Consider the following 13,405-nt stretch of genomic DNA (forward strand, 5'->3'; position numbering starts at 1 on the left):
CGCACGCCTGAGGCATACCGAAATCGGCAACCCGCGAGGCGAGGTCATAGTGAAAGAGAACATCGTTCCCCGGCGTCGCTTGCCGGGGCTGCGTTCTATTTTTCAGATAAAGCGGTTCACAGACAGGTCCAGATAGCGAGATTTTCACTGTGCCGGTTGCCAAAGTGCGCCGCTAACGCCAAAGAAGGGCGTTTTTCGGGCTGTCCTTGGCCGTTTGGCGGCATCGCCGGCGGGGTACCATGGACTTTTATGCGTTTTTGCAGAACAGGACAAGGTGCGGCGCCGTGGTGAAACCCTTCTTACGCAGTGGCAGTTTGGATGATGTGCTGGCTTTAGGCGAAAACGGGCAACCGATCTACGCCTGCGCGCAGCAGCTGCGGGAAACCCTGCGTCTTCGCCGACAGCAGCAGGCCGCCGACTGTCTGGCGATCCCCCAGCCGAACGAAAGCGGCACGCGCATCGACTGGTATGCGCCCTTTCCGGGCAAGGTGACCTCCTGGCTGGCGGCAAGCGATGCCCAGCGCGCGCAGGCGGTGCGCCACCTGGAACACTGCCTGGCGACCTTCCGCAGCCTGACGGAACAGACCCGGGCGACCGATCACCCCAGCCACCGCCTGTTCGGCGCGCTGCTGGCCAAAGCGATGCACATTCCCGATCCCAACCACGTCTACCTGGTGGACGATCGGCCGGTGCTGACCTTTTGGGGCTTTATCAAACCGCAGGCGCAGAGCCCGGACGATCCGTTAGCCTGCCTGCGCCCGCCCGAATCGGAAGTGGAAAAACCGGCGCCGATCGCCGCCGCGCCGCGCAAACCGGCCGTTGTCGAACCGGTAAAACCGGCCCCGGCCGCCGAGCCTGAACCGGTGCCCGCCCCGACGACGCCCGCCGAATCCCCCGCCGTTGTTCGCCCGCGTCGACGCCACGCGCTGTGGCTGTTGCCGGTACTGCTGCTAGGCAGCGCGGCGCTGGCCGCCTGGCTGCACCGCTCACCGCCGCCGCAACCGGCGATGCCGGCTGAGGTGCGCCCTCCGGCACCGCCGGAAAAAACCGCCGCGCCGTTGCCTGAGCTGCGCTTGCCGCTGGCGCACGCCACGCTGATGCCGCCGCCCCCGGCGCCGGTCATCCCGCAGCCGGCGGACAAAAATGCGCTGGTGCTGCCGCCCGAGGCGGTGAAGGCCGGCTCCACCCGTTTCCTTAACGGCAAATGGCGCGCCACGGTGGCGCTGAAAGATCCGATCACCGGCAAGCGCCCCAGCCTGCAATACCGCCTGAACGCGGGCAAAGGCAGCGCCGTCATCGCCTACGGCGACGGCGTCACCTGCCGGGTGGCGGTCGAGGCCGGGCTGATGCAGTCCGGCAATCTGGTGATCAACAGCCGCACCAAAGCGCGCTGCAGCGACGGCAGCCGCTACCAGATCCCGGAAATCGTCTGCCGCCAGGGCGAGACCGGGGCCGCGGAATGCACCGGCCGCTACGATGCGGACACCACCTATCCCATGACGTTCAAGCGCGAGAGTAAATGATGCTGGCACCCCTTACGGACTACAAACACGGCATTACGCTGATTCAGGACAGCGGCATTCAGTTTATGGACTTTGCCCTGACCCCGCGGCTGGACGCCGAGTTTCCCGGCAAATTCGTGCGCAAGACCGCCAGCGGCCCGCTGCTGCGCCTGCAATGGGAGGCCGAGAGCGGCAAATATCAGCTGCCGGCCGAGGGCGGGCAAGCCGCCGAAGTGGTGCGGCCGGAGTTCAGCTACCCGCTGCAGCAGTCGCTGCGCCTGCTGGATAAGCTCTGGCTGCCGTTGCCGTTCTTGCGCTATACCGCCTCGGGGATATTTTTGTCAGGCCCGGATAACTGGGCTCGCCTGCAGGTGGTGCAACTGGATGAACCGGATCAGGACGGCAACCTGCTGCGGGTGGTGCTGGCCTTCGATACCCGCGCCGCCGCGCCCGGCCAGGAAGCGCTGGCGCCGGGCGAGAGCGATCTCGGCGCCGATCTGAGCTTCGCGCTGGCGCACCGCAACCACGAGCTGGGCGAGTTCCTCGATCTGACCTGGGTGGACGGCTGGTTGCGAGAGGCGTTCAGCCAGCGCGCCGCCGAGCGGGAACAGCGCGCCGAGGCGGAGATCAACGCCGGGCTGAAAACCTTCGAGTATCAGGCGCACTACCTCAACCTGTTGCACATGCTCGGCCATCAGCTGACGGTGCCGCAGATAAAAATAGCGGCGGCGACGCTGCAACAGCCGGCGATCGACGTCGATCTGGTGCTGGACGTCGGCAATTCTCACACCTGCGGCGTGCTGGTCGAAGACCATCCGGAAGAGAGCAACGGCCTGAAGCAAACCTATGAGCTGCAGCTGCGTTCGCTGTCCGAACCGCATCACGTCTACAACGAACTGTTCGAGAGCCGGGTGGAGTTTTCTCGGGCCGCGTTCGGCAAGCCACATCTGTCCTTCCAGAGCGGACGCGACGACGCCTTCCAATGGCCGTCCATCACCCGCGTCGGCCGTGAAGCCGCGCAATTGGCGCAGCGACGCGAAGGGCATGAAGGCACCACCGGCATCTCCAGCCCGCGCCGCTATCTGTGGGACGAAGAGCGCTATGCGCCCGGCTGGCGCTTCAACGAGCGGCACGAGCCGATGGCCGCCGCCGCGCCGTTGACCACTTTGATCAACGACGAGGGCGTGCCGCTGTCCGCCCTGCCGACGGCCGAACGGCTGCCGGTGTTCGCCGCCCATTACAGCCGCAGCGCGGTGATGAGCCTGATGCTGAGCGAGCTGTTGGCGCAGGCGCTGATGCAGATCAACAGCATCGCCCAACGCAGCCGCATGCCGAACGCCGCCGCCCCGCGCCGTTTACGCGCCATCATCCTGACGCTGCCGTCGGCGATGCCGAAGCCGGAGCGGGAGATCTTCCGCCGCCGCATGCAGGAAGCGATCGGGCTGGTGTGGAAAGCCCTCGGCTGGCACCCGCAGGATGCGCCGTTCGACGGCGCGCACACTCGCTTCCCGGCGCCGCAGGTGCAGATCGAGTGGGACGAAGCCACCTGCGGCCAGATGGTCTATCTGTACAACGAAACCCAGGTGAACTTCGCCGGCCGCACCGACGCCTTCTTCGCCGCCATGGCTCGGCCCGATCGGCCGCTGGCGCCGGGTGAACAGCCCGGCAAGACGCTGCGCATCGCCTCCATCGACATCGGCGGCGGCACCACCGATCTGGCGATCACGCACTACTCGCTCGATGACGGCGTAGGCAACAACATCAAAATCAACCCGCGCCTGCTGTTCCGCGAGGGCTTTAAGGTCGCCGGCGACGATATCTTGCTGGACATCATCCAGCAGTTTGTCCTGCCCGCCGTGCAACAGGCGTTCGAGGCCGCCGGCGTGAGCGCCGCCGCGGCGCTGATGGACAAACTGTTCGGCAACGAAGGGCGCATGGACGGGCTTTCCACCCTGCGTCAACAGGCCGCGCTGCAGATCTTCATGCCCGCCGGACGCGCGCTGCTCGCCGCCTATGAGCAGTACGATCCGCTGGACAGCCGCGCGGAAATCGCCGCCGGCCTCGGCGATCTGCTGCCGCAGCGGCCGACGCCGCAGGTGCTGGCGTTTATCAACGGCGAAGTGCAGCGCGAAGCCGACAGCGACGCCTTCGATATCCTGCACACCCCGCTGGTGATCCGTCTGGCCGACCTGCACGCCGCTTTCTTGTCCGATCGCATCGGCATCGGCCGCTGTCTGCGCCTGCTGGCCGAAGTGGTGGCGCTGTACACCTGCGACGTGTTGCTGCTGACCGGCCGCCCGGCGCGCTTCCCCGGCGTGCAGGCGCTGCTGCGCCATCTGCAGCCGCTGCCCGCCAGCCGTATTCTGCCGCTCGAGGGCTACCACACCCGCAGCTGGTACCCATTCAACAAACGCGGCCGCATCGACAACCCGAAATCCACCGCTGCCGTGGGCGCCATGCTGTGCCTGCTGGCGATCGATCTGCGGCTGGAGAGCTTTTACTTCAACGTCGGCGATTTCCAGCCCTACTCCACCATTCGCTATCTGGGCATGCTGGACGGCAACAACATGCTGGCGGACGATAACGTCTATTACCGCGACATCGATCTGGATCGCGCCGATTTCGCGCTCGATCCCGCCGGCAGCTTCCAGCTGCGCGGCCCGCTGCGTCTGGGCTTCCGCCAGCTGGACAACGAACGCTGGCCGGCCTCGCCGCTCTATACGCTGACCATCAATGACGCCCAGTTGGCGCGCAAGCTGGCCGGCGACGCGGTGATCGGCCTGCGGCTGGCCATCACCGCCAGCGCCGAGCAGGGCGCCGAGAGCGTCAAGATCGCCCAGGCGCTGCTGGCCGACGGCAGCCCCGTCCCGGCGCACCACCTGCAACTGAAACTCAATACCCTGGCTGCCAGCGCCTCCGGTGCGACCCACTACTGGATAGACAGCGGGAGCATTTACCCACGATGAACACGCAAACCCTCGCCCCAGCGGCTCCGAATAACGCGCTCAGCGCCGGCATTTTGCAGGCGATCGACTGGGTGGACGCCGCACGCCATCACTCCGCCCGCCTGGAGCGGGAAGCCGATCGACTGATACAGCGTTTGCGGCGTTGCCATAACCGCGCCGCACTGTTGGAAAACACACGGCCTGCGCAGGTCGCCATCGGTTTATATGGCCACAACGCCGCCGCCAAAGCCCATCTGTTGGCGGCGCTGGCGCCCGGCGCGAAGCGCTTCGACGCGGACCTTTCGCTCGCGGTGCGCTACTGCACGGCGGCCGAGGCGGGGCCCGCCGATTATCCGATCGCCCTCGCCTTGCTCGATGAAGCGCAGTGGTTGGCCATGACGATTGACGCCGCCGCGATGAGCGGCTTTCGCCCGGACTGGGACGCCCGCGCCATCGCCGGCCACCTGCAAGCGCTGACGCGCCACCGACAGGCGGTAGCCATCGATGGCCTCGACGGCAATGCCGTACTGGCGCTGTGGGACAGCCTGCGCCGCCACGGCGACAAAGAGCAATCCACGCTCGACAGGCACTTCTGGCCGCAGGCGGTGACGCTGGCGCCGCAGTTGAGCATCGATGACCGCGCGCGCCTGTTTGCGCCGCTGTGGGGAGAGGAAGCGACGCTGACGGCGCGTTACCGCCAGCTGGCGCACGCACTGCATACCCTCGACGGCAGCAGACGGGTTCATGCCCCGCGCCGCGCGTTGGCGCTGCTGACCGCAAGCGCCGCACCGGAAAACGCCACGATCGCCGTCATGACCGAAAACGGCGATGAACGGGAGATCGCACTGAGCGATCTGGCCTGGCTGACCGCAGAATTGACCACCCTGCTGCCGCAGACGACGCAGGCAGGCTTGCCCGCCGACGTGGCGCTGATCGACCTGCCCGGCAGCCGCATCTGTCCGCAGGCGGAGCCGGCGCAGCGTCTGCAGCAGGCGAAGCGCGCCCATTTACTGGCCCGTTGCGCCGACGGCCTGCACGCCAGCCTGCTGCTGGTGACCGATGCCGCCGCCACGCCGCAGGACACCGCGCGCGTCGGCCAGGCGCTCGCCGATTGGGTCAACCACACCCAGGGGGAAACCCCGGCGCTGCGCCAGCGCCGCAAGCCCGGTTTAATCTGGGCGATCACGCCGTTCGACCTGCGTCAGGAAGGCAAAGCGCGGCCCGACGATGCCGTCCAGCGTCAGGTCGGCGAGCCCGGCGACAGCTGGGCCACGCTGCTGGCGCTGGATGAACAGGACTGCCGCCGGATGGTGAACTACCTGGCTGCACAGGCGCGCCCGGCCCACAAACAAGCGCGCTTGCTCGAACAGCGTGAAGAGTTGCAGCGCGAACTGACGGAAAGCCTGCTCGGCAACTGGCTCTCCGTCGCCGATCCGCACGCGGCGCAGCAACGCGCCCAGCAGCTGTTGCGCGCGTTGCAGGCGCAGGCCGGCCGCCACGGCGAACTGCTGGAACGGTTGCTGCCCCAGCGCGATACGCTGCGCCAGCTTTATCAGCAACAGCAGCATACGACGCCGTCCCAGACGACGCCGCCTTCGCCGTTTGGGCTGGATATCGATCTGTTCGGTGCGCAAGACCCTGCGGCGCCCGGCGAGCAGCCCGCATCGCCTTTCGCCGCGCGGATCTTCGCCGACTGGGTCAACCATCTGCGCGCGCTGCCTGACAGCCGCCGGTTGCTGGATCTGCTCGGCGTCGACAGGCCGCACCTCGAACTGCTGGTCGATGCGCTGATCGGCGCCGCCTGCCGCCTGCGGCTCGACGACGAACTGGAGCGCGCGCTGTGCGCCAGGAGCTTGCCGGAACAGGGTGAAGATCGGCAGATCAGCCAGGCGCTGGCGCTACTGGGCGACTTCGTCGCCTGGCTCGGCTTCCAGCGGCGCGACGCGGCCACGCGCCCCGAGAGCCGCGTCAATCCCGGCCAGCCGATCTTTACCCCGCCGCCGCAGCCGGCGGTGGACTGGAGTGGCCAGCAGCGGCTAACCCGGCTGGCGCCGACGCCGACCAAAAATACCGCGTTTTATATCTATGACTGGCTGATCGGCCTGCAAACCCTGCTGGCGGAGAATGCCGCGCAGGCGCAGCCCGCGCTGGCAGACGAGCAGCGCGCCGACCTGGCGGCGATCGTCGCGGCCCTGCGCGCTGCGCCGTAGCAGGCGCCATCCGGGCCGGACGCCGCCGCGCGATCAGTGGCAGGCCGGCCCGGCCGACATCACTTCGCGAAAGTGGGTGACCAGCGGGCGCAGGTTGGCCTTGTGCCACACTGCCCACAGCTGCGTGGTGTATTGCATCCAGGGCAGCTCGCGCAGCACCACGCCTTGCGGCGCGTTATGCCGCAGGCTGTGCTGGATAAGCGTCATCCCCAACCCGGCGGCGACCAGCCCCAACGCCGTCAGCGGCTCGCCCGCTTCCAGCCGAATATCCGGATCGAACCCGGCCTTCACGCAGGCCGCCACGAAGTCGTCGCGCGAATGGGCATCCTCTTTGTGGATCACCGAGATCCAGGCCTGATCGGTGAGATCCGCCGGCTGCAGCGTTTCCCTGTCCGCCAGCGGATGCGTCTGCGGCAGGGCCAGCAACATGCGATCGTCCAACACCTGCGTATAGTCCAAATCCTGATCGTCGCGATCCGGCGCCGTATTGACCAGCGCCACGTCCAGGCTACGCTGCCGCAGCCCTTCCAACTGCATGGAAGAAGGCTGGCTGTAAAGCACGATGTGCACATCCGGCCGGGACACCCGCAGCGACCGCAAGGCGTTCGACAAGACGCCGGAGTGCATCGCATTTTCGATATAGCCGATGCACAGCCCACCGTCTTCACCCCGCCCCAGGCGGCGTCCGAGCGATTCGAGCCGGTTGGCGTGCGTCAACAGCGCGCGGGTTTCGGCCAGAAACGTCTGGCCGTCAGCGGTCAGGCGAATGCGCTGCTGATTGCGCTCAAACAGCATCAATCCGAGACGTTCCTCAAGCTGGGAAATCTGCCGGCTCAGCGGCGACTGGGAAATGTGCAGCCGTTCGGCAGCGCGGCCGACGTGCTCCTCTTCCGCCACCGCGACGAAGTATTTCAACTGACGTAAATCGATCATTTGAGACCTCAAAGGACTTAACTTAGACAAATTATGTCCTATCAAGTCACAACTTGCCACGCTATCTTTAGCCTCGTGACGGGGCAGACGCACTGTGCGCCCCCCAATTTCCCTGAAAAGATAACGTATTGAGGACCTGACATGAGCATCAGAAATATTTTACCCGGCAAGATCGGTTTGGGCGGCGCACCGCTCGGCAATATGTTCCGCAACATCCCGCAAGACGACGTGCAAGCCACCGTCAGCGGCGCCTGGGATCTGGGCATCCGCTACTTCGACACCGCGCCGCTCTACGGTTCCGGCCTGTCGGAAATCCGCATGGGTGAAGTGCTGTCGCACTACCCACGCGATGAGTATGTGCTGAGCACCAAAGTGGGCCGCATCATGCTGGACGAAGAAGAAGACACTTCCGCCCGCGATCTGGGCGAGAAAGGCGGTTTGTTCGAACACGGCTTGAAGAACAAAATAGTCAACGACTACTCCGCCGACGCCACGCTGCGTTCCATCGAAGACAGCCTGAAGCGCCTGAAAACCGACCGCCTGGATATCGTCTGGATCCACGATCCGGCCCAGGATTTCTACGGCGACAACTGGATTGAACAGTTCAACATCGCCCGCACCGGCGCTTTCCGCGCGCTGACCCGTCTGCGTGAAGAAGGGGTGATCAAGGCCTGGGGCCTCGGCGTCAACCGCGTCGAGCCTTGCGAACTGGCGCTGGGCCTGAGCGAAACGCAGCCGGACGCCTTCCTGCTGGCCGGCCGTTACAGCCTGCTGGATCATGAACGCGCGCTGCAACGTTTGATGCCGGAAGCCCTGGCGAGCAACGTCGACATTGTCGTCGGCGGCCCTTACAACTCCGGCGTGCTGGCCAGTGGCGAGCACTACGAATACCAGAAAGCATCCCCGGCGGTGCTGGCGAAAGTGGCGCAAATCAAAGCGATCGCCGCTCGCTTCCAGGTCGACATCAAAGCCGCCGCGCTGCAGTTCTCGCTGGCTAACCCGGCGGTCGCCGCCGTGATCCCCGGTTCGAGCCGCCCTGGCCGGATGGCCGAAGATCTGGCCGCGCTGGACGCCGTTATCCCGGCTGAATTCTGGGCCGAAATGCGCCGTCAGAAACTGGTGGCCGACAACGCGCCGCTGCCGATTCGTTAAGTTTTATGGGGCCGCATGGCCCCATTACCCCCATTAACTCGATGAGATACATGATGAAACTGGATCTTTCAGGCAAAGTCGCCGTCGTCAGCGGCTCCACCTCTGGCATCGGCCTCGGCATCGCGCGCGGGCTCGCCAAAACGGGCGCCACCGTGGTGATCGTCGGCCGTCAGAAAGCCGGGGTCGATAACGCCATCGCCGACATCAGCGCCAACGTGCCCGGCGCGCAGGTGCGCGGCGTGGTCGCCGATCTCGGGACGGAACACGGGGCTGCAACCCTGTTCGCCGCGGAACCGAGAGCCGACGTGCTGATCAACAACCTGGGCATTTTCAACGATAACGACTTCTTTACCGTGCCCGACAGCGAGTGGATGCACTTCTATAACGTCAACGTCCTCTCAGGCGTGCGGCTGGCGCGCCACTATGCGCAGAGCATGACCGAGCAGGGTTGGGGACGCATTATTTTCGTGTCGTCCGAATCCGGCGTCGCCATCCCGGCGGACATGATCAACTACGGCGTCACCAAAAGCGCCAACCTGGCGGTGTCTCACGGCCTGGCGAAACGCCTCGCCGGCACCGGCGTGACGGTCAACGCCATCCTGCCGGGGCCAACCTTTACCGAAGGCCTGCAAGACATGCTGGCGGATGCGGCGGCCAAATCCGGGCGCAGCGCCCGCGATCAGGCCGACGAGTTCGTTAAAACCGAACGCCCAAGCTCCATCATTCAGCGCGCGGCGGACGTCGATGAAGTGGCCAACCTGGCCGTTTACCTCGCGTCTCCGCTGTCTTCGGCCACCACCGGCGCGGCGCTGCGCGTCGACGGCGGCGTCGTAGACACGCTGGCAATGTAACCCTGTACCCGAAACCGATATTAAGAGAGAAAGAAAATGGCTACTACATCCGTCTCAATGGACATCCCGGCATCCGCCGACACCGTATGGCAACTGATCGGCGGCTTCGACGCCCTGCCTGACTGGCTGCCGTTCATTCCGAAAAGCGTCATTTCGCAAGGCGGCCGCGTGCGCACTTTGACCACCGCCGACGGCGGCACCGTCATCGAGCGGCTGGAAGCGTTCGATAACCGTCAACGCAGCTACAGCTACTCCATCATGCAGGCGCCGTTCCCGGTGGTGAATTACCTGTCCACCCTGTCAGTGCACGCCACCGACGACGCCAACGTGGCGCGCGTGGAATGGTCGGGCAGCTTCACGCCGGTCAACATCAGCGACGACGAGGCCATCGCCCTGTTCAGCGACATCTACCAGGGCGGCCTGGATGCGCTGAGCGGTAACTTCCCTCGTTAACGCTTGAACACTCAAGCCCCACGGCCGATGGCTGCACCCATCGGCCGTTTTTTTTTGGTTTGGCCGCGCGAAGCGGCAACGCCGCGAAACAGGATAAATCCGCCATCGCCGCTTATGCTGTAAAGGAGATGTTCATTTGAGGAGATGACCGTGCGCCCTTTCAACCTGCAACAGTTGGATCATGTGGTTCTGCGCGTGCGCGATATGCAGAACAGCCTGCGTTTTTATACCCAGGTCATCGGTTGTGATATCGCCAAACAGCGGCCGGATTTGGGGCTGGTGCACCTGCGCGCCGGCGCCTCCATGATCGACCTGGTGGACGTCAACGGCGTGCTGGGGAAAAAAGGCGGCGAAGCGCCCGATCTTCATCGGCAAAATGTCGATCACGTCTGCCTGCGCATCGATCCGTTCAACGAAGACGCGTTGTTGACCTACCTGCGATCGCAGGGGATCGACGCGGATCCCGCCGAATCGCGCTACGGCGCGGAAGGCGACGGGCCGTCGATTTATTTCAGCGATCCGGACGGCAATCGCGTGGAATTGAAAGGGCCGGCGCTCGATTAACCGCTTTGGTTACCTTCGATAGCGGACAGCCGTTGGCGATCGGTCACCCGCAGTGATTTGTTTTTAAACTGAATGATGCCTTCCGCCGCGAGCTGCGCCAGCGCGCGGCTCAGTTGTCTGACGGAGATGCCCAATCTCGCCGCCAGCGCCTCCCGGTTTTCCAGCTCAATCAACTCCCCTTCGCTCTTTACCTTGAATAATAAAAATTTTCGCAGTTTATATTCCGCCGTCAAAACGCCGTTCGCATGCAGCAAGGAGGAATTCAGCAGCTTATTGCTCAATTGCCGGCAGATAAAGGTGAGGAATGCCGGGTCGCTCAGGGCGTGATTGTTGATGACCTCTATCGGTGCCGCGAGAAGCAGCGCGTCGGTCACCGCCTGCACGGTGCTGAACAGCGTGCGCTGCGCCTGGGAGAACAGCTCCAGATCGCCAATTACCGAGAAATCCGTTTCGAAGGAAAAGACAATGTGCGCGCCATTCACATCAAAATTCTCAACCTGCAATTTTCCCTGCACGAGAAAAAACAGGTGGGTCAAACGATCGCTTTGCGTCACCAGGTATTCGCCGGCTTCGACGCTCACCAGGCGCAGTGCGGCGAGCAGCGTGGGCGAAAGCGCCGTTTGCAGATCGTGAACCTCAATGAACGCTTCTTTTAGCTTGCTGTCACCGACCGTTTTCAAGGCGATTCACTCCCAAGGTTCATCCTTAAACGTCTTGCCTCCTCGCTTTCGACTGCGTTCAGCATAGCCGACGCGCTTCAGAACGAAAAAGGACATCTGACCTTTTTTGCCTTGGGCCGCCTGGGTATTTTCTCCGTACCCCCTACGAGGAGATTGCCATGCGACACATTCTGATAGACACCGATACCGCTTCCGACGATGCCGTTGCGCTGCTGATGGCGTTGCGCGAACCTGGCGTGAAAGTGGAAGCGATCACCGCGGTCGCCGGAAACTGCCCGCTAGAACACTGCGTCAAAAATGCGCTCATTTGCGTGGAAAAAGCGGGAACCTATGCTCCTCCGGTTTACGCCGGCATGGCGAAACCACTGTTTCGCACGCGCTATCACTCGCACCATATTCACGGTGAAGACGGCATGGGCGACATGGCCTTGCCGACCCCACGCTTGGCCGTAGAACCCGTTCATGCCGTGGACGCCATCATCGACTGCGCCGCACGGCTCAAGGGCGAGCTGGAAATCGTCACCCTGGGGCCGCTGACCAATCTCGCGATGGCGGTGCTGAAAGCGCCCGCGCTGGCCGAAAAAGTGAAGCGCGTGTATGTCATGGGCGGTTCCGGACTGACGCCAGGCAATATCACCCCGCTGGCCGAATTTAATTTTTACGCCGACGCCGAGGCTGCGCATCTGGTGCTCACTGCCGGGCTGCCGCTCACTCTCGTCGGCTGGGAGATCGGCATGGGGGAAGCGTTTATCGACGAACGCGATATAGAACGATTGAATAACCTCGGCGAACTGGGACGCTTTGCCGTGCGCTGCAATCGCGCGCTGATGGCGTTCAACGCACGGCGCACCGAACGCAAAGGGTTTGATTTGCCCGATCCGACCACCATGGCGGTGGCGCTCTATCCGGATATCGTCGAGACCAGTCTGGAAGCGTATTCATGGGTAGAATATAAAAGTGAGAGGTCTTACGGCCATTACGTCATCGATTCCACTCAGCTTACCGGCGAACCGGCCAATGCGCGCGTGATTACCCGCATTAAGCCCGGCCTGTTTAAAGAAAAACTGTTCTCGTTGTTATCTCAGCCGTTAATGAAATAAGTGACCCGCATGAAATTCGATCCAAGAAAATTGAAGAAAGTGGAATTACACGTCCATTTGGATACCTGTTTAAGCTACCACTATTTAAAAAAGGTCGACCCGCAAATAACCAGAACGGCATTTAATCGGCAATTTGTCGCGGCGAAACGATGCGCCGATCTGGGGGACTTTCTAAGCAAGATAGCGCCGCAAATAGATCTATTGCAGACAAGCCAGGCGATAGCGCTGGCCGTCGAGGACTTATTCGCGCAGTTGGCGGCGGATAATGTCATCTATGCCGAGCTGCGCTTCGCGCCGCTGCTGCATACCCGGCTGGGGTTAACCGGCGAAGCGGTGGTCGAGACGGTGCTGGCGGCCATGCATAACGCCTCGCGGGCTTACGGCATCGCCGCCGGGCTTATCCTATGCACGCTGCGGCATTTCGACGCGGCCGCCAGCCTGCAAACGGCGAAGCTGGTTATCGATTATCAGGGAAGCGGCGTGGTGGCGCTGGATTTGGCCGCCGATGAAGCGCGTTACCCGCTGACCCACCATGTGGCGGCCTTTCGCGCCGTGCGTGCCGCCGGCGGCAACGTCATCGCCCACGCCGGTGAGGCGAAAGGCCCCGACAGCGTGCGGGAGACGCTAGATAGGCTGCAGGTGTCACGCATCGGCCACGGCGTCAGAAGCATCGAGGACCCTGCGCTCGTCGAGCGCCTGGTAGCCACCGGCGTCCTGCTCGAGATCTGCCCCAGCTGCAATCTCACCTGCAATTTGTTCGACAGCATCGACGATCATCCGATAGATCGGCTCAAAAAGTGGGGGGTGCGGCTAAACGTGAATACCGATGCGCGCACCGTCGTCGATACCACGCTGAACAAGGAGTACCAGCTGTTGCATGACGCCTTCGGCTGGCAGGATGACGATTTTAACCGCAGCAACCGACAGGCGCTGGAGGCGAGTTTTCTCGACGGCGATACTAAAATTAAATTAATGAGTCAGCTCAATGCCGGGTCGATGTGACCCGGCGCGTTTC

11 protein-coding genes are annotated in these 13,405 nt (G+C 63.6%); 9 read left to right on the forward strand and 2 right to left on the reverse strand.

Annotation, left to right across the window (positions count from 1 at the left end; all coding sequences use genetic code 11):
• Nucleotides 1-284: 284 nt before the first annotated feature.
• Genes ACJ8M3_RS22530 through ACJ8M3_RS22540 form a run of 3 tightly spaced genes read left to right on the forward strand, consistent with a single transcriptional unit; the run spans nucleotide 285 to nucleotide 6,657 of the window.
• Nucleotides 285-1,523 (forward strand): SrfA family protein, encoded by a 1,239-nt coding sequence (locus ACJ8M3_RS22530; RefSeq protein ID WP_089197724.1) that lies wholly within the window; start codon nucleotides 285-287, stop codon nucleotides 1,521-1,523.
• Nucleotides 1,523-4,468 carry a virulence factor SrfB gene (locus ACJ8M3_RS22535; protein WP_060660862.1) on the forward strand — a complete coding sequence of 982 codons (2,946 nt, stop codon included), beginning with the start codon at nucleotides 1,523-1,525 and terminating at the stop codon, nucleotides 4,466-4,468. Before ACJ8M3_RS22530 ends, ACJ8M3_RS22535 begins: the two co-directional genes overlap by 1 nt.
• A complete protein-coding gene (locus tag ACJ8M3_RS22540; protein ID WP_060660153.1) occupies nucleotides 4,465-6,657 on the forward strand; it encodes a virulence factor SrfC family protein in 2,193 nt (730 codons plus the stop codon). The genes ACJ8M3_RS22535 and ACJ8M3_RS22540 overlap by 4 nt, the downstream gene beginning before the upstream one ends.
• Before the next feature lie 33 nt (nucleotides 6,658-6,690).
• Here ACJ8M3_RS22540 and ACJ8M3_RS22545 read toward each other — a convergent pair whose 3' ends face one another.
• Nucleotides 6,691-7,590, reverse strand: coding sequence for a LysR substrate-binding domain-containing protein (locus ACJ8M3_RS22545; protein ID WP_033645340.1), 900 nt, complete (start codon nucleotides 7,588-7,590; stop codon nucleotides 6,691-6,693).
• 141 nt (nucleotides 7,591-7,731) lie between these two features.
• Between ACJ8M3_RS22545 and ACJ8M3_RS22550 the strand changes: the two genes are divergently transcribed.
• From ACJ8M3_RS22550 to ACJ8M3_RS22565, 4 genes are all read left to right on the forward strand, one after another.
• The gene (locus tag ACJ8M3_RS22550) at nucleotides 7,732-8,742 is read left to right on the forward strand and encodes an aldo/keto reductase (RefSeq protein WP_089197539.1); all 1,011 of its coding nucleotides are present in this window, start codon (nucleotides 7,732-7,734) and stop codon (nucleotides 8,740-8,742) included.
• 53 nt (nucleotides 8,743-8,795) lie between these two features.
• Entirely contained in the window at nucleotides 8,796-9,593 is a 798-nt protein-coding gene (locus ACJ8M3_RS22555; protein WP_033645342.1) for an SDR family NAD(P)-dependent oxidoreductase, read from the forward strand.
• Between the two features lie 36 nt (nucleotides 9,594-9,629).
• A complete protein-coding gene (locus ACJ8M3_RS22560) occupies nucleotides 9,630-10,046 on the forward strand; it encodes an SRPBCC family protein (RefSeq protein WP_033645343.1) in 417 nt (138 codons plus the stop codon).
• A 144-nt stretch (nucleotides 10,047-10,190) separates the two neighbouring features.
• Nucleotides 10,191-10,610, forward strand: coding sequence for a VOC family protein (locus tag ACJ8M3_RS22565; protein WP_033645344.1), 420 nt, complete (start codon nucleotides 10,191-10,193; stop codon nucleotides 10,608-10,610).
• On the opposite strand, the gene ACJ8M3_RS22570 is transcribed toward ACJ8M3_RS22565, so the two are convergent.
• Nucleotides 10,607-11,290, reverse strand: a complete 684-nt coding sequence (locus ACJ8M3_RS22570; protein WP_033645345.1) for a Crp/Fnr family transcriptional regulator — start codon at nucleotides 11,288-11,290, stop codon at nucleotides 10,607-10,609. The two genes, ACJ8M3_RS22565 and ACJ8M3_RS22570, sit on opposite strands and share 4 nt — an antisense overlap.
• A 158-nt stretch (nucleotides 11,291-11,448) precedes the next feature.
• Between ACJ8M3_RS22570 and ACJ8M3_RS22575 the strand changes: the two genes are divergently transcribed.
• On the forward strand, nucleotides 11,449-12,390 hold the full coding sequence (locus ACJ8M3_RS22575; protein WP_033645346.1) for a nucleoside hydrolase: 942 nt from the start codon (nucleotides 11,449-11,451) through the stop codon (nucleotides 12,388-12,390).
• 9 nt (nucleotides 12,391-12,399) lie between these two features.
• A complete protein-coding gene (gene add, locus ACJ8M3_RS22580) occupies nucleotides 12,400-13,392 on the forward strand; it encodes an adenosine deaminase (RefSeq protein ID WP_089197725.1) in 993 nt (330 codons plus the stop codon).
• Nucleotides 13,393-13,405 lie beyond the last annotated feature (13 nt).

The sequence above is a fragment of the Serratia sp. CY55921 genome, assembly GCF_052167655.1.
In the GTDB taxonomy this organism is placed as follows: domain Bacteria; phylum Pseudomonadota; class Gammaproteobacteria; order Enterobacterales; family Enterobacteriaceae; genus Serratia; species Serratia ureilytica.